23 protein-coding genes, 1 tRNA gene and 4 pseudogenes are annotated in these 21953 nt (G+C 61.5%); 3 read left to right on the top strand and 25 right to left on the bottom strand.

Annotation, left to right across the window (positions count from 1 at the left end; all coding sequences use genetic code 11):
- Nucleotides 1-7: 7 nt before the first annotated feature.
- Nucleotides 8-199, bottom strand: a complete 192-nt coding sequence (locus AC5ZFO_RS25655) for a hypothetical protein (protein WP_212102025.1) — start codon at nucleotides 197-199, stop codon at nucleotides 8-10.
- Between the two features lie 1306 nt (nucleotides 200-1505).
- On the opposite strand from AC5ZFO_RS25655, the gene AC5ZFO_RS25650 reads away from it, so the two are divergent.
- Nucleotides 1506-1733 carry a hypothetical protein gene (locus tag AC5ZFO_RS25650; RefSeq protein ID WP_496122777.1) on the top strand — a complete coding sequence of 76 codons (228 nt, stop codon included), beginning with the start codon at nucleotides 1506-1508 and terminating at the stop codon, nucleotides 1731-1733.
- Between the two features lie 260 nt (nucleotides 1734-1993).
- On the opposite strand, the gene AC5ZFO_RS25645 is transcribed toward AC5ZFO_RS25650, so the two are convergent.
- The 5 genes and pseudogenes from AC5ZFO_RS25645 to AC5ZFO_RS25625 all read right to left on the bottom strand — a co-directional run.
- Nucleotides 1994-2506 carry a PRC-barrel domain-containing protein gene (locus AC5ZFO_RS25645; RefSeq protein WP_496122776.1) on the bottom strand — a complete coding sequence of 171 codons (513 nt, stop codon included), beginning with the start codon at nucleotides 2504-2506 and terminating at the stop codon, nucleotides 1994-1996.
- 372 nt (nucleotides 2507-2878) lie between these two features.
- A pseudogene (locus AC5ZFO_RS25640) lies at nucleotides 2879-3977 on the bottom strand (glycosyltransferase family 4 protein).
- A gap of 131 nt (nucleotides 3978-4108) precedes the next feature.
- Entirely contained in the window at nucleotides 4109-4318 is a 210-nt protein-coding gene (locus AC5ZFO_RS25635) for a hypothetical protein (RefSeq protein WP_496122775.1), read from the bottom strand.
- Between the two features lie 241 nt (nucleotides 4319-4559).
- A pseudogene (locus AC5ZFO_RS25630) lies at nucleotides 4560-4816 on the bottom strand (hypothetical protein); the annotation flags it as partial.
- Between the two features lie 19 nt (nucleotides 4817-4835).
- Nucleotides 4836-5028: pseudogene (locus AC5ZFO_RS25625) on the bottom strand (hypothetical protein); the annotation flags it as partial.
- Between the two features lie 293 nt (nucleotides 5029-5321).
- Between AC5ZFO_RS25625 and AC5ZFO_RS25620 the strand changes: the two are divergent.
- Nucleotides 5322-5732 carry a hypothetical protein gene (locus AC5ZFO_RS25620; protein ID WP_496122774.1) on the top strand — a complete coding sequence of 137 codons (411 nt, stop codon included), beginning with the start codon at nucleotides 5322-5324 and terminating at the stop codon, nucleotides 5730-5732.
- Between the two features lie 150 nt (nucleotides 5733-5882).
- On the opposite strand, the gene AC5ZFO_RS25615 is transcribed toward AC5ZFO_RS25620, so the two are convergent.
- The 4 genes from AC5ZFO_RS25615 to AC5ZFO_RS25600 all read right to left on the bottom strand — a co-directional run bounded on the left by AC5ZFO_RS25615 (nucleotide 5883) and on the right by AC5ZFO_RS25600 (nucleotide 7616).
- Complete coding sequence (locus AC5ZFO_RS25615; RefSeq protein WP_496122773.1) at nucleotides 5883-6224, bottom strand: hypothetical protein; 342 nt, start codon at nucleotides 6222-6224, stop codon at nucleotides 5883-5885.
- A 99-nt stretch (nucleotides 6225-6323) separates the two neighbouring features.
- Complete coding sequence (locus AC5ZFO_RS25610) at nucleotides 6324-6473, bottom strand: DUF1236 domain-containing protein (protein WP_496122784.1); 150 nt, start codon at nucleotides 6471-6473, stop codon at nucleotides 6324-6326.
- Nucleotides 6474-6787: 314 nt separating this feature from the next.
- Nucleotides 6788-7174 (bottom strand): response regulator, encoded by a 387-nt coding sequence (locus AC5ZFO_RS25605; RefSeq protein ID WP_496122772.1) that lies wholly within the window; start codon nucleotides 7172-7174, stop codon nucleotides 6788-6790.
- A gap of 76 nt (nucleotides 7175-7250) precedes the next feature.
- The gene (locus AC5ZFO_RS25600) at nucleotides 7251-7616 is read right to left on the bottom strand and encodes a PRC-barrel domain-containing protein (protein ID WP_018643617.1); all 366 of its coding nucleotides are present in this window, start codon (nucleotides 7614-7616) and stop codon (nucleotides 7251-7253) included.
- A gap of 158 nt (nucleotides 7617-7774) precedes the next feature.
- On the opposite strand from AC5ZFO_RS25600, the gene AC5ZFO_RS25595 reads away from it, so the two are divergent.
- A complete protein-coding gene (locus AC5ZFO_RS25595; RefSeq protein ID WP_496122771.1) occupies nucleotides 7775-7966 on the top strand; it encodes a hypothetical protein in 192 nt (63 codons plus the stop codon).
- 297 nt (nucleotides 7967-8263) lie between these two features.
- On the opposite strand, the gene AC5ZFO_RS25590 is transcribed toward AC5ZFO_RS25595, so the two are convergent.
- From AC5ZFO_RS25590 to AC5ZFO_RS25520, 15 genes and pseudogenes are all read right to left on the bottom strand, one after another.
- Nucleotides 8264-9229 carry an ABC transporter substrate-binding protein gene (locus AC5ZFO_RS25590; protein ID WP_496122770.1) on the bottom strand — a complete coding sequence of 322 codons (966 nt, stop codon included), beginning with the start codon at nucleotides 9227-9229 and terminating at the stop codon, nucleotides 8264-8266.
- Between the two features lie 210 nt (nucleotides 9230-9439).
- Nucleotides 9440-10222, bottom strand: a complete 783-nt coding sequence (locus AC5ZFO_RS25585) for a cobalamin B12-binding domain-containing protein (RefSeq protein WP_496122769.1) — start codon at nucleotides 10220-10222, stop codon at nucleotides 9440-9442.
- Between the two features lie 165 nt (nucleotides 10223-10387).
- Nucleotides 10388-11826 (bottom strand): annotated as a pseudogene (locus tag AC5ZFO_RS25580) (IS1182 family transposase).
- Between the two features lie 884 nt (nucleotides 11827-12710).
- On the bottom strand, nucleotides 12711-13001 hold the full coding sequence (locus AC5ZFO_RS25575; RefSeq protein WP_496122768.1) for a hypothetical protein: 291 nt from the start codon (nucleotides 12999-13001) through the stop codon (nucleotides 12711-12713).
- Nucleotides 13001-13261, bottom strand: a complete 261-nt coding sequence (locus tag AC5ZFO_RS25570) for a hypothetical protein (RefSeq protein ID WP_496122767.1) — start codon at nucleotides 13259-13261, stop codon at nucleotides 13001-13003. Before AC5ZFO_RS25570 ends, AC5ZFO_RS25575 begins: the two co-directional genes overlap by 1 nt.
- The gene (locus AC5ZFO_RS25565) at nucleotides 13261-13542 is read right to left on the bottom strand and encodes a P27 family phage terminase small subunit (protein ID WP_496122766.1); all 282 of its coding nucleotides are present in this window, start codon (nucleotides 13540-13542) and stop codon (nucleotides 13261-13263) included. The genes AC5ZFO_RS25570 and AC5ZFO_RS25565 overlap by 1 nt, the downstream gene beginning before the upstream one ends.
- Nucleotides 13543-13854: 312 nt before the next feature.
- Entirely contained in the window at nucleotides 13855-15648 is a 1794-nt protein-coding gene (locus AC5ZFO_RS25560) for an AAA family ATPase (RefSeq protein WP_496122765.1), read from the bottom strand.
- Nucleotides 15635-15817 (bottom strand): hypothetical protein, encoded by a 183-nt coding sequence (locus tag AC5ZFO_RS25555; protein WP_496122764.1) that lies wholly within the window; start codon nucleotides 15815-15817, stop codon nucleotides 15635-15637. The genes AC5ZFO_RS25560 and AC5ZFO_RS25555 overlap by 14 nt, the downstream gene beginning before the upstream one ends.
- 168 nt (nucleotides 15818-15985) lie before the next feature.
- Nucleotides 15986-16198 carry a helix-turn-helix transcriptional regulator gene (locus AC5ZFO_RS25550; RefSeq protein ID WP_496122763.1) on the bottom strand — a complete coding sequence of 71 codons (213 nt, stop codon included), beginning with the start codon at nucleotides 16196-16198 and terminating at the stop codon, nucleotides 15986-15988.
- Nucleotides 16199-16584: 386 nt separating this feature from the next.
- A tRNA-Asn gene (locus tag AC5ZFO_RS25545) sits at nucleotides 16585-16659 on the bottom strand.
- Nucleotides 16660-16791: 132 nt separating this feature from the next.
- Complete coding sequence (locus AC5ZFO_RS25540; protein ID WP_496122762.1) at nucleotides 16792-17160, bottom strand: hypothetical protein; 369 nt, start codon at nucleotides 17158-17160, stop codon at nucleotides 16792-16794.
- Between the two features lie 213 nt (nucleotides 17161-17373).
- The gene (locus tag AC5ZFO_RS25535) at nucleotides 17374-19068 is read right to left on the bottom strand and encodes a flotillin family protein (protein WP_282519268.1); all 1695 of its coding nucleotides are present in this window, start codon (nucleotides 19066-19068) and stop codon (nucleotides 17374-17376) included.
- Between the two features lie 23 nt (nucleotides 19069-19091).
- Nucleotides 19092-19751 (bottom strand): OB-fold-containig protein, encoded by a 660-nt coding sequence (locus AC5ZFO_RS25530; RefSeq protein ID WP_496122761.1) that lies wholly within the window; start codon nucleotides 19749-19751, stop codon nucleotides 19092-19094.
- 10 nt (nucleotides 19752-19761) lie between these two features.
- The gene (locus AC5ZFO_RS25525; RefSeq protein WP_282519270.1) at nucleotides 19762-20925 is read right to left on the bottom strand and encodes a PspA/IM30 family protein; all 1164 of its coding nucleotides are present in this window, start codon (nucleotides 20923-20925) and stop codon (nucleotides 19762-19764) included.
- A 538-nt stretch (nucleotides 20926-21463) separates the two neighbouring features.
- Nucleotides 21464-21727 carry a hypothetical protein gene (locus AC5ZFO_RS25520; RefSeq protein WP_282519271.1) on the bottom strand — a complete coding sequence of 88 codons (264 nt, stop codon included), beginning with the start codon at nucleotides 21725-21727 and terminating at the stop codon, nucleotides 21464-21466.
- Between the last annotated feature and the right edge of the window lie 226 nt (nucleotides 21728-21953).

Below are 21953 nucleotides of genomic sequence, written 5' to 3'. Positions count from 1 at the left end.
CGCCGCCTCAGTTGGCGGCTTCCTCTCGGCGAGAAGATGACCCCACTCGCGCCGGGCCCATCACATCATACTCGAACGCTACCCCCTCGGGATCGTTCTCATCGAGCCAATCCTTGGCAGCGTCTTCGGTCGCGAAGACCTTGAGATGCTCGACGTCACCGGCCTGCCTAGCGGTGTTCACGTAGATGAAAACCTTCATTGATCTTTTTTACCTTTCGGCGCGCCAAAGGCGGAGAGTCGGCCCCGACTTCAGGGGAGATTGCCGGGATAGGTCGGGGCCGCTTCGCCAGTTCGGCCGAGCCAGCAAAGCCGTAACAGTGTCTGAGGTCGCTGGTTCCTGAGCGGCCATGCTCCGCCGCTAAACTGTGAGAACACCGGCGCGATCCACCGGCCCTGCACGGTAAGCAAACGTTCGGATAGCAACCCCATGGTTTGCCGGCAGTTGACCGTCATCACCGAGCGGACCGTGGCAGATATCGGTGTGAGATTGCGCGTAGCGCTTCCCGTCAAACCCAGGGGAGCGGCTTGTCTGACAGCAAGGCAAATATTGCGATCATCGGGACCGGTCCCCGAACCTGCTCCTTGATCTCGCTCGACCTCCCGGACGTTAAGACCGCGCTGTCGCTCGGTCGGAAGCTCGCTAGCGATACTGGTCGCAGAGTGATAGTCCACGATCAAGATGGCGCTGTGCTGGACGAGTTCGAGCCGCCCCCCACGAATTGATCAATGTCAAACTATCACCAATCGGCAGCGCGACGTTCTTACCATCCCCCACGATCGCGCCTTCATCACGTCGTTAGTCTGGCTCGTAGTTGTTCGCGGGCTACTGCCGGTCGCGGGTGTGGGAAAAGCTACGGCGCGTCGCTAACTCCGAGACCGCGACCAATGGCGCCGCTTCGGGGACTGGGCCTGATTGGTGCCCGAAGCCGGAGCGTCCGGTTATTCGCAGGCGCGTTGGTCTGCGCCTGGTTCGAAGGCGGATTGGCCTGGTTGGAGGGCTGCCTCGTCTGCACCTCGCTGGTCGAGTTGTTCGAAGTCGGCGCCTGCGTGGTGTTGGTGCCGGAGTTGGACGTCTGGCCCGCAGCGCTCTGGCGATGACGGAGGCGGCGTCTGGGCCGATTTCGTCGGAGGATTGGTCTGCGCGGATCCCGAAGAGGAGCTGGAGGACGGTGTCGACGTCGAAGAGCACGGCACGGTGCCGCTGTGGAATCCTACTGACGCTGCGTAACGACGGATTGGAGCTCGACGTGCTCGGAGAATATTGCGCGAGCGCCGAAGTCGCGAGCGCGACTGAGCGGTCGCCGAACAACACTGGACGAAGGGTCAGGTTCCAGAACGGGAAGTTTCAGCAAATGGGCTGAGACCGCGCTGCCGAAAATACTGCAGTTTGCAGCGGAATCAGTCCGCGACGCAGCGGCGTGCCCTTCCAACTATCGGGAATAAACGGAACTTCGCGCGAGCCCCCTCGTTGGCAGTGACTACTTAAAAGCCATTGGAGGAAAACCATGAAGAAGATTATCGTGTGCGGCGCTCTCGCTGCCTTCGCCCTCGGCACCCAAGCCGCCAGCGCCGCCGAGTTCTATATCGTTCGCGACGCGACCACCAAGAAGTGCACCGTCGTTGACACCAAGCCGACGACGACCACCACGACGGTCGTTGGCGACGGCGTCTTCAAAACCAAGACGGAAGCCGAGTCCGCCGTGAAGACCACCAAGGTCTGCACCGAGCAGTAAACGGCTATCAAAGCCGGCCTCGCGAAAACGTTTTGACAGCAATTGGAGGAGAGGATGCCTGTGCTAATTTTATGGGCGTTCCCGCCGTGCTCGTTGTTGGCGGCGTCGGCTATTGGATAGTTCACAGGCACTGCGAACAGCAGCTGAAGGCTCGCCCGCAAACCGGGCGAGCCTTTTTTGGGACCCACTAGGCCGCTGGCCGCCACAGGCAGAAAAAAGGGCCCCAGCATGGGGCCCTTTTTGCGTAAGCTCTTGTTGCACTAATTGTAGTCCGAGTATTTGAACTGCGGGAGCGCCTTCAATTGCTCCTTGTTGCCGCTCATGACGGCGTGGTCGGGGACCCAATCGTTCGCATTGCGGTTCGTGGTGGTCGAAGCGGCGCCGGTGGTGGTGTCGCGCGAGGTGGTCGAAGTGCTGCTCGAGCTGGTCCGGACCGGCTCTTCGACGAACTTCAGCTTGTCCATTGATACGGCGATGTCGTGCTCGCCCATGCCGAGGAAGCCGCCGACGCCAATCACCACCGCGTTGATCTTGCCGCTCTTCTCGACGAGCAGTTCGTTGATGTCGCCGAGCTTCTCGTTGGCCTCGTTGTAGACGTTCAGGCCCATCAGCTTCGAAGCGCGCCAATTTCCCTTGAGCGCCATCTTCGCATCGGCCGACTGGGCGCTGGCCGCCGCCGGCACGGCGCGATCGGCCGGCTGAGTGGACTGCGCGAACGCGGCGCCGCCGATCACGGCAGTGCCAAGCAGAGCGACGGCAAGAAAATTTTTCATCGATTATCTCCTCCAACGTGAGCCGCACCCGTTCAGATGCCGAGCTCCCAACGCCCGCGATTGCCACTTGTTCCCAATCGCTCTTTCAGTCGGAACATGTCCCCAAGGATTCGATCCATGACCCAACCACTAGCGACGTTCGGTGGTCACGAGCCGGACGGCAGTTCCCTTGCCTTCAGAGCGGAGGCAAGCCTGCGAGAAATGCGGCCAAACCTGCTTCGAACAGTCTTCCGCTGGCTTCGCGGAGTCCCCGACCTGCTGGATCTTCGGCTGCGGAGGAGGCACCTCGTCCGCAAGAGCCGCCGTCGCGAGAAGAACAAAAGCCGCCGTCGCGGAAAGAATGGTTTTCATGCGAGCCTCCTGATCGGCAACTCAACGAAGAGACTCCGGAGCCGTTCCGACTGCGGGGCGAGATATGGCTGACCCTTTCTCGAATTCTTCGCGTCCTCCGCGAGCGAGCATCTCGCAATATCGTCTTTCGTACAGCTTCGCCATTCGGTTTGCGGCGAAACGCTCCTCGAACCGGGCGCGGACCACTCTTCTGTCCAGTCGGCCCAGTTCGTTCACCGCCCTGATCGCCTGCTCCTCGTTATCCACGATAAAGCCAGTGACACCGTCTTCCACTACTTCGGGCACCGAACCCGCTCGGTAAGCAATCACAGGCGTCCCGCACGCCATCGCTTCGATCATGACGAGCCCGAACGGCTCGGGCCAATTGATCGGAAACAGCAAGGCGGCGGCCTCGGCAAGGAACGGCTGCTTCCTGATTTCGTCCACCTCGCCGACAAGTTGGATCTCCCCGCCATCGATGTCCGGCTCGAGCTTCTTCTTGAAGTAGGCCGTCTCGGCGCGAGGTATCTTGGCCGCGATCCGCAGCGGCATTCGCGCGGCGCGTGCGATGCATATGGCGGCTTCAGGTCCTTTGTCCGCCGTCAGCCGGCCGAGAAAGGCCAGGTACGAACCACGTTCGTAGGACGGCCTAAACAGATCATTGGGCAGCCCGTGCTGGATCGTCGCGATCCAGTTCGCGCGCGGAAGCGGTCGACGCTGGTTGTCGGAGATCGAGACGAATGGCGCGTTCGGGAAAGCCCCGATCACGTCGCAGGCCAGGAAGGTCGAGGCGGCCGTGCATCGTCGTGAGGAACGGCACGCCAGTCCGGCTCAGCACAGGAAGAGGCAGCCAGTCGACGTGGGAGTGGATTACGTCGAAGTCGCCCGCGCGCTCGGCGATGGCTTCGATCAGCAGCGCGCAGGCGGCGCTCGGATCGACCCCCCTCCTCCCCAGGCGCAGCGCGCGCGGCCAGACAGGGTGGAGCTTTCCGTTCATCTTCGAATCGCCGCTCGCGAACAGGGTGACGTCGTGTCCGAGCTCGACCAGTTCGTCGACAAGCCAGGCGATCACGCGTTCCGTGCCGCCATAAAGCTTCGGAGGAACGCTCTCGGCCAACGGAGCAAGCTGGGCAATCCGCATCGGCTAGGCCCCAACCATGAACCGCTGGGCAATCACGATGACCGCGGAAATGGGGTATGAAATCGCAAGCAGCGTCCAACTGGGCCTTGTGCTCTCGCGAACCACGCGCGCGACGAACATCTTCATGCCCGTCAACATTCGTCTTCGGGAAGCTGGTGCAGGTAGGCTATCCCGAAGCTGGTGAGTTCTTCGGCATCGATCTCGCGCTCTTCCCGTCTCCTGTGCAGATAGCGCTCGAGCAGGCAACGGCGGCTGTCCTGAACGTCGACGCCGGGGTGCGCCGCCCGGTACACAGTCCAAGCCGTTTCTGCCGCCCTTCTCACCATGACTTCGTCGACCATCCTCACGCTCCAAGCGACCGCATCTAGTCGCTGCGAACTCAGCGCGATGGCGAAAGTTTCCAGTCTTCCCGAGGCTTCGACCTTTGGCGGAGAAGCGCTCGCTAGATCTATCAGCAAGCTTTCGCCCGGGTGCGCTCGCGAGCGGCTCGGCGGCGTTGCCGCGTTGGGCTCGACCTAGCCTTGCTGAGTCGTGAAGACGAGGCGTGGCAACGATTCAGCTACGGGTAGTCGCTTGCCGGATCCGGCTCGCCAGGCCGGGCTTCCATGACCTCCAACAGTCCGCGGCCCTTCTCGGTGATGCGCCACCCCCCGTTCATGCGCTCGACCAGTCCTTGCGAGAAGCAGATCCGGCACGAGCGCGGCCAGGCGCTTGGTCCGCTCGGCCCAGTCCGGCCCGCTCGTCGCAAGGATCGCCATATCGCGCTTGAGGTCCGCCATGAGGGCGAAACCCTCGGGATAGCTCACCAGGATCTTCAGCACCGTGACCTGGAAATTCACCCCCCGCTCTCCTCCGCCTTCGCCACATCGTTGGCGCACCGTGGAGAGCCTCGCGGCCGACCTGCTTCAGCTTGTCGCGCGAAGTGTCGCCCTTCGGCTCCCAGAATCCCGGACGTCACGTGAGTGCGGGCGCCGGTCTCATAGCGCGAGACGTCTTCGCAGACTTCGTCGAGGACGGCGCGCAGAAGCGCGGTCGTTGCCGGATCGAACATGAGACCCCAAAGGGAAAAACAATCGCAGCGCAATCGCACGGGCGCCGAATTCAAGAATGTTAAGCGCCCCAATTTCCCGCCAAGTCTGCACGCGAAGTCCAGCTCTGCAAGTTCCGAAAGTCGCCGCACCGCACGCGGATTGAATCCCGTCTTTGATTGAAGTGTTCGTGTTCCACTTCTCGAGTTATGCCCCCAGTGCCAAGCACGCCATTGGCCCCTGGCACCGGGGCAAAAGCAACCATTGCCTGTTTTTCCCGTTATTCGGCCGGGCAAGAAACGTGTGGAGTAATCCGATGAGGAAAATTGCATTGGTGGCCGCGACGGTCGGCGCTCTCGGTCTCAGCTCGGTCGCGGCGACGTCGCCCGCCGAAGCTCATTGGCGAGGTGGCTGGGGACCGGGTATCGCCGGCGGCCTGATCGCGGGCGCGTTGATCGGCGGGCTTGCCTCCTCGGCGTACGCCTGGGGGCCTGGCTACTACGACTACGGTCCCGGCTACTACGGCGCCGGATACTATGGCAGACCCTACGCCTACGACTATGGTTACGATGCGCCCTACCGCTGGGGCGGCGGCTACGCCACGACCTACTACACGGCACCGGTGTCCTATGGCTACCGGTACCGTCGCGTCGTCCGGCCCGCCTACGCCTATTACGGCGGCGCCTATCCGGTCGTGCGGCACCGCTGGCATCATCACCACTGGTGAGACGGCGCGGTCCCTCAAGGCCCAACAGGCCGCGTTCCGAACGAGCGCGGCCTTCTCTCTTTGCGTGAAGCGGGATATTACAGGTCACCACCAGAAATCGTGCCGGTCGAACGCCAGCCGGGATACGGCCGGCCTTCTCGCGGATTTCGTTCAGCGCTTCGCCTGCGGACGAACTTCCGCGCGTTTGCGCTCAGGCGGCACTTTCTTTGCGTCGGGCGGTGACGCTGCAGGCATGGAAGCCATCGCCTCTCGCGCCGATTGCTGGGGTTCTTCCGGCATCGGATCAGCCTGCGCCCTCTTGGGATATCGGCGCAGGCGCATGTCGAAGACGATCTTCTCCGGAAGGCCTCTCGCCGACTGGATCCTGATGGTCGTCCTGTCGAGATCGGTCGCAACGGTACGCTCGACCGGCGTCGGCAGAAACCTATTCGCGGCGAAGAGCAGCGCCAGCAGCACCCAGCCCACGAAGAAGAAATCTCGGATGATCGGCATGGGACCGCCGCTCCAGGTCAAAGGAGTCGCCTCTCGGCGGGTGCCGGACGTCGGCTTGGGGCGGGCCGCCCTCCTCCAGCACGACCCGCCCCGGCGGACTTAGTCCACCTCTTGGACCACGGTACGTGTCGACGGATCGACCAGCATCACGCGCTCGCCGGAGTAAACGTAGCGACACTTGGTGAGCGAAGGGCCCCACTCCGTGGGCACCGCCTCGAGTTCGACCTCGCGCGGCACGGGCGAACCGATGCTCGCTCACGTATTGCGGATCTTGGTGCGATACTCCGGCTCGTTCTGCACGGCGGCGGCATGGCCGGCACGGGTCGTCGTGACGACAGTCGGCGACCGCGGACATCAGCAGCAGCTTCTCCATGTGTACCCCTCGCCACTTGATGCGGCGCTGCATGAACCCATGCGTGATGGCAATCGTTCCGGAGCACACGGCAGGACGGCTCCTCGTTTTCCCGCCACCAAACGGAACCAGGCGCGAACGGGCCTGAAGCCTGCATAGGCTCCCAGTCGGCGCCGCTCGCTCGCGATGGGCAGCTCACAACGATCCCGGTTCAAGCCGGTGAGGCCCCGGCATCGAGTAGCTGCGAGACGGCGGCCGTCAATTGCGCCGGCGCAAAGGGCTTCTGGATCAGGACGCTGCCATCGACGCCCCGCGACTTCCAGTCAGGCGCGCTGGCGCTCGTCATATAGACCACCGGAAAGCCAGGCGTGATTTCCCTGATCTGCCGCGCCAGCTCCCAGCCGCTGATGCCGTCACCCAGGTTGACGTCCGTCAGCAGGACTCGACATCCCTCGCGGCCATCGCAAAAGGTGCACATGGCCTCTTCCCCCGAATGGACCGAGCAGGCCTCGAAACCGCCGTCGGACAAGGCGTCCTCGACGAAGCTGGCGATGAGAGCTTCATCCTCCACGACCAGAACACGAACGGCACTGCTCACTTTCAAGGCTCCTCTCGGCCGAGACCGGTCGTCCCGCGTGATGGCGGGTGCGTTGGCCCGCGAGTGCCGTGGCGCCTCAAGCCACCGGCACACCGTAATAGGCGTTCACGGAGCGCGTCGTCGCCGGATCGCTCCAATTCCAACTGCTCTCGTCGGCGTATTTGGGGGCGCCGCGGAGCTGGTCCTGGGAAATGCCGGTGACTACATAGCCGCCGAGGTTGGTGTCGTATTTCAGCGTCTGCCATGGCAGCGGATAGTGATCGTCGCCGATGCCGAGCAGGCCGCCGAAGCTGAGCACCGCGTACGACACCTTGCCGCTGATCTTGTCGATCATGACGCGCTCGATGTAGCCCACCTTTTCGCCCTTCGCGTCGTACGCGTTCGTGCCCTCGACCTTGTCGCTGCCGATCAGGCTGAACGTCTCGCGATCTTCCATGGTCATGTTGACCTCCTGGGTGTTGTCTTCGGGAATCAACGGGGCCACGATGCCTCTGTTCCTGGCACAATCCGGGGCGAAAAGTTGATTTCCCAGGGATGAAGCGGCCGGATCGGATGACGCGCCGCAATGTGCCGGACGAAGTCGGCGAGCGGAGTTAGAGCATGGAGTTGACCGATCTGGAGCGGGATTTTCTGAGGAGGCTCCTCGGCGAATCCTGGGTCAGCCCGCCGACGTTCGACCATGAAATCGTGGCGCGGCTCGTGGAGCTGGGTCTCGTGGAAACCGAACCGCTTCCATCCGGAGATATTGAATACCGCATCACCGATGCCGGACGGGCGGCGGCTACCGCGTAAACAGATCGGCGGGTCCAGGAGGATTACGGGATCGCCGAAGCTGGCGATCAAAAGCAGAGGGGACCCTGCGGAGGCCGGCGGAGCGCTGCATCGAGTGTCGCAAAAGTCAGCCTGGGCTCCGGGCACGGCAGTCTCCCGGACAGACTGCCGCGGCCCGCCAACACGCCACTTTGAAGGGCTGGGTGAGTTGAGGCCAGTCGCCGGACCAGCCAAGGCTTTCGCTGGCCCACGTGCATTGGGTCCGTCGCCCGTGGAGGAGCCGTCCAAAACATCACAACCGGACTCATCGGTGCCGCATCATTCGATCACCTCATCGGCCCGAAGGAGTAACGAGATCGGCACGCTGAGGCCGAGTGCTTTGGCAGTCTTAATGTTGATCACGAAGTCGAATTTGGTCGGCTGCTCTACTGGCAGATCGGACGGCTTGATGCCTTTGAGGATCTTATCGACATAGCTGCCGCCACGACGCAATAGATCGAATATATTGGGGCCGTAGACGACCAATCCGCCATCAGCGAATTGTCGGAAGAAATGCATTGCTGGCAGATGATGTTTCGCCGCGAGCGCGATCACTCGTGGGGCTTGGCGAATGATCAGAACGTCGCCCAAGACAATGATTGCATCCGCGTGCTGGGCGGCCGCCGAGGCAAAGGCGACATCAAGTTCCTCGTCGGTGGTGGCCTCAACTATCGTCAAAGCCACGCCTAGCTTCCGGGCAGCGCTTGGTGCTTCCTCGGCTAGCAGCAGCTTGTGCATGGGATTGCTTGGATTGACCAAGAGCGCAATTTTCGAGGCATCAGGAACTAGCTCCCGAAGGATTTGGATTTGTTTAGCGGTCCAATCTCCCGGCACCCAGCTCGCAAAACCGGTGATGTTGCCGCCTGGACGCGAGAGGCTTTGGACGAGGCCAAGCCCCACGGGATCGGCGACCACCACGAATACAATCGGAACGGTAGCAGTTGCCGATTTAAGAGCAAGAGCTGGTGATGGCCCAAGCGCAATTACTAGATCGGGAGTTAGCGCCACCAACTCTGCAGCTAACGCTGGCATGCGATCCGGGGTTTCGGCAAAGCGATATTCGACGAGGAGGTTCTTCCCCTCGATCCAGCCCTTTTCGCGCAAACCGCTGCGCCACGCATCGTGGCCCTGAGAATCTAGAAATCCTCCCAAAAAACCAATTCGGCGAGGCTTGCCTTCGGCCCGCAAACGCCGTGGCGAAACGAGCAGCACCGCAGTGCCCGCTATGAAGTCCCGCCGCTTCATTCGTTCCTCGTCGTAGCTTGAGGACTATGTAGAGTATCACATCTCCACAGTCGTCGCGTTCAATGCGGGCATGCGGCGGATGGGCGCAGGACCGCTCTGGGTCACAAGCTGTCATCACCAGCCAATCGTGCTTTGGTCCGCTTTCCCTCCGAGATCGGACGCGAGCGGCAGCGGCGGCGAGGCCAGCCATAGGCCACAAGCGGAAATTCTCTAATCAGAAGTACCCAGCAAGTTGATCTCGGTAACCAGCTCGGCGCCCGGTATAAACGTGACTAAACCCGATTTGACCGCATAGCCGCCCACAATGACCTTTGGACGAGCGCCGGCCGGCAACTCTCCGACAAGGGCGGAGATAGCCACCACACTGTCGAGTTGTTGGGGCAAAGCCATCGAAAGTAAAAATAATTTGGGCGCAGCTTCTAAAATATGCTCCGCCAGTCTTTCGATATGATTGACAACGGTTGGTATGCAAATGCTGCGATCTTTCAACCAAAGGGAGAGAATGCGGACCGCGAGCGTATGAGTGTTGCCCGGCGCATTCATGAGGAAATACCGTGGTACGCTCCCTCGACGTCGTGTCTTGCCTCGTTGCATGCTGCCTTCGATTAATTCGATCACGCGCTCGCTAAAGGCGGTGAACTCACGCTCGTCGGCGACGGTAATAGTGCCGGAACGCCACTGCTCGCCGATCTTGTAGAGCAGCGGAGCCAGAATTCCGAGGATGATATCGACGGGCCTGAACTTGGCGGCAAGCGCATTTTTAATGAGTTGCTGAGCCGAAGGAAGATCATTCCGGCGACCTGCTTCGTAGAGCGAATGGTAAACATGGCGGAGAAACTCGGAGTGCCTGACGACTTCGCTTGCGAATATATCGGGGTGGTGGGACTCGCACCTCTGGCAAAGACCGTAAGTGACGGAAAGGTCGTCATATGGGAAAGTTTCACCGTTAAATTGTTGACAATATGAGCACCACTTCAGCATCAGCGAGAGCACCTAAAACAACCGCATATCGATAGTCCAAATGCCGGAGGTCGGAGAAGTTCCATCGAGTTACCAGACCAAGGTACCACTGTAGAAGGGCGAGCGAGTCCGCTGTGGGTCTTGGTCGTGTAAAAAGACTTCCCCCCGAGGGCGGTGAGAAGCCAGGACGGTTCGGTCTCAGGCCACGATCGCGGCTATCAGCGGCTTGGTCCCGACGATGTTCATGGCCCGTGTCAGGTTATAGGCTAGGACCGAGAGAGCCATCTCGGCGGCTACTTTTGGAAGCGTTTTGGTGAGGAAGTGTGTCGCGTCCATGCGGGCCTTCATGGTGCCGAACGGATGCTCGACCGTCTCGCGAGGCACCCGCATGGCTTGCGCGTTGGCATCAAGGCGCTGCTGCACAGCTTCGAGCAGATGCTCATGCTCCCATCGTGGAATCCGTCGCTCGGGCCCTGTCGTGCATTGCGATTTGAGCGAACATTTTTGACAGGCTGTGGTCCAGTAGCGCCTTATCCGCTTGCCATCTTCCTCGTTCGTAAAGCGATACGGCAGTTGCTCCCCAGCCGGACAACGGTAGGCGTCTTCCTCCGGCAAATAGACAAAGTCCTGCTTGCCGAAGCGGCCATCTGACTTGGCGCCGACGTCTGCGGCTTGGGCAGAGTTACCGTGACGCCGGCCTCGTGGCACGCGAGGATTTCCAGGCTGCTGAAGTAGCCGCGATCGGCAACGGCCTCGAGCGTCTCAGTCTTTAAAACAGCCTTGGCCTGCTTGGCCATATTGGCCAGTTGAGCCCGATCTGAGCTGCTGTTCGTTACCTCATGCGTCACAATCAGATGATGCTCGGTGTCCACGGCGACCTGCACGTTGTAACCGACGACGCCAGAACCGCGCCCGCTCGTTGCCATCGAACGGCTGTCGGGATCGGTCAGTGAGATTTGCTGGTCAGGCGAAGCAAGCATCTGCTTCTCGTAAACAGCAAGCTTGCCCAATTCCCCCTTCAGCTTCGTCAGTTTCTCGGTCAGCCTCGTCACCTTCGCGGCCAGTGCCTCTGTCGGCTCTTGCCGGTCGGCCGTGTCAAGTTGGCTCAAATAGCGCGCGACGCTCTCCTCCAGCTGGGCACGCCGTCGTTGCACCTTCGCCCGCGTGAAGTTCTTGTCCCGGTTATTCACGGCCTTGAACTTGCTGCCATCGATGGCAACGCTCGCCGTCGCGAGGAGGCCCATCTCGCGGCAGAGTTCGACGAAGCGAGCGCATACCCTGCGCAGCGCCAGGCTATTGTCTTTGCGGAAGTCCGCGATTGTCTTGTGATCGGGGGCGAGCCGACCCAACAGCCACATGACCTCGACATTGCGTCCGGCCTCTCGTTCGAGCCGCCGGCTCGACTGCACCCGGTTCAGATAGCCGTAGATATAAAGCTTGAGGAGAACTGAAGGATGGTACGACGGCCGACCAGTCGCCGCCGGTTCCACCCCCTCAAAGCTCATCTCAACCAAATCGAGCGCATCGACAAACACGTCGATCACGCGAACAGGGTTGCTCTCGTCAATGAAATCATCGAGGCATTCCGGCAATAGCGTGCATTGCCCACGATCCGCCTGCTCAACGAAGCGCCTCATCAGCTTCCCCCGCAGAATCACGAGGGAATCATAACAGCAGCACGGCGTTTTCACACAGCCAGGGTCACATGCGCACGTTGCGGTGAGCTTCGTCCTCGCTCCGCTTGCATTCCGGGAGCCGACACCAGGTCGCAGACCGCATGAGGGGTAAGCGTTCTTTGCGTAACTGTGACGACACGCCTCAAGCTGAGGAAGGCTAGCACTTTTCACAATCAATAGGTCATCAAGCCGTCTCCACTAAATTAGCCGGTCCAGGCCACTGCCGCTCGCGGCAGCCGTATCACCTCGGCGCCCCCAAACAACGCGCCGATGTCCTCCGCGCGGAGATCCACGGGACGGCTCCGGGTCGATTGCGAGTGGCTTCAGAAGGATCTCTTCTCTTCTTCGACTACGGAGCGGGAGCCCTGATCTCCGCACACTTTCACACGGAGTGGACCTCTCGTCAGGTGCGCTACTAGAAAATGCAACCTCAGATACCCCATATTCTGATTTGTGGACGCGCGAATTTTTGGGGGCCGCCGGTAGCTATGGACGAAGGTCGGAAGGATCTGACCCACCCCCGTCAGGGCCTCTACCCCGCGCTCACCGTCAGACAGCGTTGCACCCGGCGCTGTCCGGCCGGCGCGGCGAAGGCGGGTGATGATCGGCGCGGTATGGTGGCTGGTGCATAGGATGGTCTCTCGTGACCTGTTGATATGGCCGTTGTCGGCTCTTCGTTTCGCCGGCCTCTGCGGGCCGGTCGAATAATCAAAGCGTTTTCGCAAATCGCCTGTTTTAAGGGGTCCTTGATTTTTTTTAATCAAGGACCCGAGTAAAATTTACACGTGCCGAAGCGGCTGGTTTCCCTGGGATCCGCTTGCCGATACTTTGGACGGCCCCCCGCCTTACGGCATCGCCTTTTCGCCGATCGCCCGCAGCAGGAGTCGCTGGATATTCAGCGCCATCTCCGGCGGCTCGCGGTCGCCGCCGATTAATGACCGTGGATTGGGATCCAGCGGGCTTGCGCGGAACTTCGACCGGCCAAGTATTGCAGCGAGCGCAACCTTAAGGTCGCGCAGATCGTATCGGTCGGCACCAGCCCGGAGGAGGTCGAAGCCCTGCCGGAATATGGCAACGGCCTCGGGAGAGACCCGGGTCGCGTTGCTGCGCTTGTCTCGTTTCGGGCGTGGCGGCATTACGGCTCTCCGAACTGTTCGAGTCCCCAGCAAACGTACCGCGAGCCATTAGGGTGCTCGGCGTGCCAGCGCGCCATGATCTCCGCACCATAAAGTCGCCAGGCTTTGCGGGCCGCCTCTCGGTCAGGATAGCCGGCCTCATCGAGTTCGCAGATGCCGTCCAGTTCCCCTGTGCAGGGCCAGCCCATTTCCAGCGCCCATTCCCAATCGTCGAATGTCCCGGCGTTGCGTCGTTGGTCGGTTCGTTTGCGCACGGGCATTAACGGCGACTCCCATACGTACTGTCCCTGGGCATTCGCGGCCCGTCGCCAGGCTGCACGTCGAGACCGAGTTCACGGCACAGGATGCGAAATCTGTTCTGCGCTTTGTGCTGGATATCGACCCACGGGCTCGGCTTCTGGCAGCCAAAGCGGTCCAGGACCACGGCCCCGTGCTCTGCAATGGCGGCCCGAGCCTGCTCGGACTGATCCAGGCTCTCGCATGCCAATCGAAGTCGTGGTGTTGGTCTAAATCGTAGTCTTCGTGTACGTTCCGCCACCATGCCTTGGCGGTGCGGGACAGGTGGTCGGGTGGTCTCGGTGTGGTCAAAGTATGATCTCCATAATCTTTTAAACTCTGGGGCAGCAATCGCGCGCGTTACAGGGAGGCGGCGGTAAGCGGGAACGTTTTCGCTACGCTTTGGGATGCCCCCTACCCGCCCCGGTATCGCGCGCAACGCAACAGCTTCTTGGGTGGAATTCCAACCGGTCTACCAACCGGGTTGGGATTCCATCCCAACGGTGGGGGTTATAGGGGGTTGGAACACACACACCGTTGGCACCCGTTGGTAGGGCGTTGGTAGACCGTTGGAAGCCTAGTCAGCGGCCATCCGTTTCTGCCGAATCTCGTCTTCGACCACCACCAGACGCTCGCGCGATCTTGACGGTGGCCCCTCCTTGACGACCGCAATCTTCTTTTCCGCAAACAATCTAGCCATCGACTCCTCCAGCGCTCTCTTGTTAGTTGCTCCGCGTTCTGGCATGGCGACCATCACAGTCGGCGCATACGTGCTGCTCCTGGAAGATGACACCCGCCTGCCGCTTCCATTGATTGCGGAAAGCAGCTTCAGGAACACCTCATCGGCGTGGTTGGCTAGCAACGCTATGTGCGCAGACGGCTCACCGTCATCAAGAACAAAAGCGCCTTCATGCCAGCGCAGTTTGGTTTCGGCGCCTTTCCTGCCGTAGTTGGCCTTCATGTTCTTCAATAGGCGCAGGTCCTCATCGTTCTTATCTGCGGTGAAATACAGCCTCGATCGCACTGAGTTATTCCACGCAGTCGATCCCGACAGTCCGGTGCCAGTCTGCATGCCTTGCACAGATGGATGCGACAGCAGAAGCACGGCCAAATCACAGTCCATCGCAAAGCGCCGCAGTATCGAGACGAAGAAGCGAACTTGCTTGCGGCTGATTTCATCACCGCCGAACACGTCCGCCGCAGTATCGAGGATGAGGAGCTTCGGTCGGAACTCCGTCAGCAGATCCGTAATCTGCTGAGCTAACGCTGTAAGCTCAAGCTCCCGGCTCCGACGTTTTTCGGACACCAGTTCGGCGTCCTTCCCGGCCATAGGAATGACCCGCATGCCCCCCTTGAGGTCAGCAAAGGTTCGCCCCATAGCGGTCAGGATGTCATGGCCACGCCGCTTAAGCTCGCCTTCGTCATCTTCCGCAGCGAGGTAGACCACTCGCCCTTGCGCCGGCCTGAACTCAATCGTTTCGACACCTAGCACTCCGGCCAAGCCGATCTGGTAGGCCAGCAGACTCTTGCCGGTGCCGCCATCACCGGAAAGCAAGGTGACCTGCCGGTTGGGGATCAGGCCTTCAAGATACCATTCTCTCTCTGGGATTGGTTGTCCTTCCCAGTCAGAAGGATCGATGATTTTGATCTTGTCGGATTGCTCGTTGTCGTTCGCCGGCTTCGGCGTGAACACCGAATCCAGCTGACGATACAGCTTATGAAGGTCCGCCCCGGCCGGAACGTCCAGCGCGTCACGGACTCGCCGCTTCGCTTCGTCGGCAGCCTGCCACGCCAAATCGTCACGGATGGCATCGGCATCGCCATTGAGTTGAATTTTCTTCAGCGCCTTCTCATCGCCGCCAAATGTCCACTCCCAAACGTCGTTTGCAGCGTCGAGGGTGCTGCATTCAATGGTGCAAGCCTTGGCCAGGTCTTTGAAGTGCTGCATGTAGCCAAACCCGGCCACCGACACGACGCCATTACAACCGGCCTTGAGCCAATCGAGCGGGCTTTCGTGGAGGATTACCTTGGCGTTGCCTACGTTCTCCGCGCCCAGCCAATCGGCCCGACCACATACCGTATGGAACGAGCTCGGGTTGTTCTTGTGCATCAGAACGGCGTCGATAAACGTGCCGTCCTGATAGACAGGAACCGGAATCCAGTCCGGGTCGCCGTCTGTAATGACGAAGGTATCACCCGGTGCCTCGTCGTCGATCGCAATCATCTTCGCGCCTTCATAGGTGTGGTCGTGCTTCGCGAACCACTCCCGCGCGGCCTCGTAACCGCCTGCGGCCTGAAGCGCAGCCTCCACGTCTGCCGGATGGGGAAGGCCGGTGAATTCGTCGTTAGCTTCGATGTTAGCTTCGGTCATGGCTACCGCCTCCACTGGCCGACACTGCGGCGTGCGCGAGTTCATTTGCGATTGCGATGTCAAATCGCACGGTCGAGCTGAATACGCGGTAGGAGCCGTCCGGCTTGCGGATTAGAGAGAGGTCGAGGAGGCGAACTCCGGGAATCACCTCGGCGTCGAAGACGGCCATGCGCCGTCGCCCGCTACTAGCGGGTCGGTAGTCTAAAATTTTCAAGGAAGTATCCAGATATTGAGTGCGGGTGGTAACACGCGCTCGCGCGCGTTCTATGCGGCTTGAGAAGCCGTATTCTGGGGTTGCCCTATCGGGCGGTGCTCTCGGCTAAAGGGCCGATCGAGCTTAGGCGGCTTGGGTGCCGCTCTTTGAATTGTCGTTGGCCGCCCGCGCAGCAATGCGCGCAACGATCCATTCCGTGACCTCGGACTTGACGAAAGCGACGCGACGGTCGCCAAGCGGGACAGCCGTAGGAAAGCGGCCCTCCGCGCGGTAGCGATTGATCATAGTGCGGCTCAGGCTCGTGAGCGCGCACGCGGTTTTAATGCTGACGAGCATGGGCTCGCCGGCATGCGGATTTAGAGTGTGCATGGGGTGTGGCGTTTCGGTTAGCGTTGCCGCTGGGCGGCTGCATACCTCGGCACGGGGCCGATGACCGGGATTGGAGTCCAGTCAGGCAGTCACGGGCGCGCCCTCGAATCGCGCAACGTTGCCATGGTTTGCATTATACACCTTTTCGGCAATATGGCGACAGAGAACCCGTAAATTTCTTTCCTGCACGCTGGAATCCTGAGTAAGGGGCGCATGGATGCGGCCAGCCTTGTAAGCGAGTCGTCTCGCAGGAGGACGATCTAAGCCCTGATCAAAGAGGGGAGAGAAAGCGGGGAAACGATTTTTGCAATCAGCAAAATCGCAATGAAATCAATCGGTTGGTGCGGATTGATTGGCTCCCCGGGCTGGATTCGAACCAGCGACCATCCGATTAACAGTCGGATGCTCTACCGCTGAGCTACCGAGGAAAGGGCGAACCAGTCGTTCGCGCGCGGCTGCGTATAACAAAGCCGCTTGCGCTTGCAAAGGACGAATTCGCGATCTTGCACAATGCGCCGAGGAAGGGCCGCCGCCCCTCCCCGGGCTCACGTCAGGTCAAACTATTCGGCGACGAAGGACGTGGTCTTGGTTCCGGAGTCGTAGCGCAGCCGAAGCGCGGTGAACTTGCAGAGGTTGACGTTCTTCCACAGGACGGACTCGTCATAGTTCTGCCAGTCGACGCGGATGTTCCAGACACATCCCTCGTCGTCCTCCCCGAACTCGACATAGGTGCTCGCCTGGTTCTGCAAAACCTTGTCGAGCTCGTTCTCCCATTCGTCCAGGCCGTCGTCCGGTGCGTTGAAGCCCAGGAATTTGATGGCATAGCCGGTCTCGTTGACGACGGTGACGTTGCGGGCGTCAGCCGCGAACGACGGCGTAGCGGCGATCGCAAGACCGATCGCGATCAGTCCGGACAGAAAATACTTCATGTGAAATTCCCCCGATCGAAACAGGCTCCGGTGCCTGACGTCGATCCGCGCAGGCGCCGCGGCAACAAATGGCGTTACCTCAAGAGATTCGTCCGGAGCGCGATCGAACGGCTCAACACGCGATCGATGCGCACTCCGGCTCGTTGCGCGACGCGAGACGCGCAACGAGCCAGTTCTTATCGCTTCGAATTCTCCGCAGCAATGAACCGGCGTTCATAGATCGGCGGTGTTTGTTTTCTCCGGCGCGGGCGCCGGCACTGCGGCGCCGTTGCTCTTTCCCGTCACGGCGCCGACCAGCGCTTTCACGGGATCCTCACCCGGCGCAAACCCGCTCTGGCGCAGGATCTCGTCGATCATCGGACGCAGCGCGTGCACCTTGAGGAGCTCGCCCGCAAGCCCTTCGCCGAAGCCGACATTGCCGCCGCCGGTGCCATTGCCGCCGAACGCGCCGCCAGTGTGCAGGATGCGGACGTCCTTGAGATTTCCGATCGGCCTGACCATCTCGGCCAGCGCCGAGGGCATGGTCTCGATCCGCTTCTTGGCGAGCTCGAAGTCGATGACATTGGCGCCGAGCTTGTTCTGCGCCTCGTTCTTGAGCGTGATGATCGCGGCTTCGGCCTCACCGATATTCCTGACGCCGACAGCCTTGATCTTGTTGGACTCGGCTTCCGCGGTGGCCAGCGTCTTGACGGCCTCGGCGCGATCGAGCGAGGCCTTCTTTTCGGCTTCGGCCGCGACGATCAGCTCGGTCGATTTGCGCTCGGCCTCGGTGCGCGCGGCGAGCACCTGGGTGAGACGGGCACGGTCGGCGACCTCGACCGCGCGGGCGGTCACGACCTTTTCCTCCGCGGAGACGGCGAGCGCCTCGGCGGTCTTGGCGTCGGCAACGGCTTCCGAGGTCTGTTTGCTCTTGGCCGCGATCTGGATCTCGTTCTCCTGCGTGGCGATCTGGATTTCGCGCTGCGCGTCGGTCTTGCGTTTGTTGATGGCGAGATCCGACTCGATGACCGCGGTTTCCTTGACCTGCTTGGCGCCGGCCTCCTTCTCGGCAACGGCGCGGTCGGTATCGATGCGGGCGTTCTCCTCGGTCAGACGCGCGGTCTGGGTTGCGGTCGCGACCTCGGCGCGGGTGCTCGCGGTCTTGTTGGCGATGTCGCGCTCCTGGGAGAGCTCGGCCTCCTTCTTGGTGCGCTCGATGGTCAGGGTCTGCTGCCGCGCCTCGAGATCCTTTTGCGCAATCGCCACCTCGTTGTCGCGCACGATCGAGTTGCGGTCGCGCCGGCGCGTCTCGGTGACGGTCTTGAGCTGGGTCAAACCTTCGGCGTCAAAGAAGTTCTCCGGGTTGAAGAATTTGACGTCGGTCTGGTCGAGCTTGGTCAGCGACACCGATTCAAGCTCGAGACCGTTGGATTTGACGTCCGATTCCACGGTCGCCTGCACATGCTTGACGAAGTCGCTGCGCTTCTCCTGCAACTCCAGGATGGACATGGTGGCCGCCACCGAACGCAGGCCGTCGACGAATTTTGCCTCGACCTGGTTACGCAGGGCTTCGGCGTCATTGGTCAGCGCACCCAGCGTCTGGCTCGCGAGCGCGATGCTCTCGTCGTCAGGACGGACGCGCACGTAGAACTCGGCGACGATGTCGACGCGCAGGCGGTCCTTGGTGATCAGGGACTCCCGCTCCTTGCGCTCGACGGTGAGCCGCAGCGTCTTCAGATTGACGCTGGCGTAGGAGTGGAAGATCGGCAGGATCATGGCGCCGCCGTCGAGCACGACCTTCTTGCCGCCGAGGCCGGTGCGCACGAAGGCCTCGTCGCGGGTGGCGCGCTTGTAGAGAATAGTAAAGACGATCCCGAGGACGACGATCAGCGCGACGCCGATCATGGCCGGGACTGCGATGTCGAACATGACTTTCTCCGATAAATGATTTGCTAGCTGCTTAGAGGCGGTTTGGACGGTTTGAGTTCATCGTCGGCCTTCACGGCCACGAAGCGGGTGTCGGCGCGATCGACCAGCAGGACCATGGTTCCCTGCGACAGGGGCGATGATGACGGTGCGGCGACTGCCCACACGAAATGGCGGTTGCCGTGGATGTCGGCGACGCTGACGCGGCCGGGCGGCCCCTGATCGAGCGGGCCGATCACGACCTCGCCGACGCGGCCGACGAGATCGCCGAGGCCGACGGCATAGCTTTCATCCTTGGGGATGACCCGCGCGATGCCCCTGCTTGCGGCGCGGACTAGCGGAATCGAGACGGCGACCGCTCCGACCGAGGCGAGCGTTGCCGGCAAGGGACCGGCCACCATCCGCGCAATGTCCTGGATCAGGAAGCCGGTGATGGAGAAGGCGCCAAGCAGCAGCAGCAGGAAGATCAAGAGGGGCACGCCGCCGACATTGATCCAGGAGATGGCGTTGATCACCCCATTGTCGCTGGGGTGACCGAAATCGATGTTGGTGCCGAGCATCTCGCTGAGCGAGGCCCCGACCAGCATCGAGACCACCTCGATCGAGCCGACGATGAGGATCATGGCCGCCGCGATCGCGAACGGCCTGACCTCCGGCGACATCACGTGTTCGAGCAGAGCGCTCATGACACATTACTCAGGAGCGCGACTTCAACCGCGCCAGCCTCGCTGCAATCTCCTTGTCGCGATGCAACGTGCTGAGCTCGTCGATGTCGCTTGAATACGGGATGGCTGCCGGAACGCCGGTGGCGCGCGCCACCGCCCTGCCCGCGCGCAAGGCCTTCGCTGCCGCAGAGGCACCACCGGACTTCCGGGGCGACGTCGAGGCCTGATGGCTTGCGTGAGCCTCGCTCTGTTCGAGATCGGCGCGGCGCTGCTCGGCATCCTGCAATGCTGACAGCACGGCGCGCAGCGACGTCACGCACTGCTCGATCTTCTCGTTATTCTCGTCGATGGCCCGGGAAAGCACCTCGAACTGCGCCTCCAGGTCCATCTGCCGCGCAATGCCGGCGCGGGCGAGATCGTCGCGGCTATCCGCGATCGCGCCCTCGATCTTGGGCGTGAGATCGGTCATCTCGCGCTCGATCTCGGTGCGGCGCGCGTTGAGACGGTATTCCTCCGCGCGCGCGGCCGCGAGCGCATCGCGGGCTTCGCTCTCCGCGCGCTCGATCTCGCGGATGGCCTGGCCAACCACTTTGAGCTTGTTCTTGCCTTCCGCCTGCTCGATCGCGTCATAGGCGATCCCGGCGATCAGGCGCCCGACCCGGGACAGGAAGTTGTCGGGGGCGGCAGCGATGGTATCCATGGCGTTCTCCTCCTCTGGCAGACTGTTCGGCGTGACGCCGTAGTGAACTTCAAAGCCGTCATCGGTGCGGATCAGGTGTGCGGGCGCGCTCTGCCCCCAGCCCTCGGCATAGCCGGCATAGTCGAAGGACACGCTGAAGCGTCCTTCCACCGTCGCAATCGAAATGGTGGCGGGGCCCTTGATCTTGGCGAGCTTGTCGTCGAGCGGCAGGCGGCGGCCCTGCGCGGCGCGATAGTCGGCGCGGTCGCGCAGGCCCAGCGTCACCAGCCGCGACGGCAGTGCGGTTTCTTTCCGGATCGGCTCATAGGCATGGGCATGGAGCAGGACGACATTGGAGCCGACGTTATGGCTCCGCGCCACCTCATCCAGGATCTCCATCATTCGGTCATAGGCCCTAAACGTCGCCTCCATGGCGGCCTTGGCGGCCGGGTCAGGGGCAAGCCTGTAACGCAGCGCGGATGGCGCGTTTTTGGACGACGGGCTCATGGAAAGCACTAAAGCACCATTTTGGTGCTTTAGGAAGAGGAGATGCGATCACGTTCCACTGATCCTTGGGCACTCTATGGATTTGTCGCGGCGGCTCGGATCCGCGTTCAAGGCGGGCTATCACCTCTAGATCACCACCGATCAAGACTTCTTGCACGTACCGGTTGCAATTTTCATCAAAGCCGAAGCTCTCGCGTCCGCCCGGCCCTGCAGCGTTCTCACGCTGCTGCGGATACCCTCATTGCGCTGCGCTCCATTCGGCCACGCGTCGCCCCGTGGTCGCCGACATGGGATGGCGCGATGCGTAATTTACGAATTCGGGAGAACCAAATGATATCGAGGCCAGGCGGAATTCGCGCGGTTAGAGAATCATCCGGTGAGATCACGCGACGGAGATATGACGCCTGAATGACGTATCTGCTTTCCGCGTCTGCGATAGATCACCGTCCGTCCACAGCCTGTCCGCAGCATATCCACAGGCCGACTATGCCGGATTCGCGAGACCGCACGGGCCACTTGCTGCGCACAAACCCACAGGGCAGCTATGTCAGCCGCCGGCCTGGTCGAAAACGGTGCGGCAAGCCTCGCTCAAGCTTGACCGGTTACGGCGCAAGCAGGCCGTGATGGCGCGGACGTTGGGGATCTCGCCGGCGCAGAGCCGGTAGACGTCGGGGGTGCAGGCCCGGCGCTGCTCCGGCGTTCCCTGCTGCGCCTGAGCAGCGGTGGCGAACAGCGCCAGGAACAGCCCGACCGTCGAGGCGCGGCGCGCCCTGCTTTTCGCACCCGCAAACCGCAAGAACCTTGCCTTCATGACCAAGTCTCCCGTCTGCCTCGCCCGCCCCCGGGCCGGTGTCGTGCCAAGGGGGTAGGAGAAATAAATCGCGGGGGATGTGATCTCTTTCACACTGAGGCCGGACGGGAGGAACGTACGGTTCCGCGGGGATTTTAAGGAATCGCTAACCAATCAGAGCCCGATCGCCGGATCGTTAAAATGCGAACGATCGGCTCAATCGGGTGACAAACCGGCTTTGCGACAT

The organism is Bradyrhizobium sp. Unk1 (genome assembly GCF_059512345.1).
This window is presented reverse-complemented; position numbering and strand designations above follow the sequence as displayed.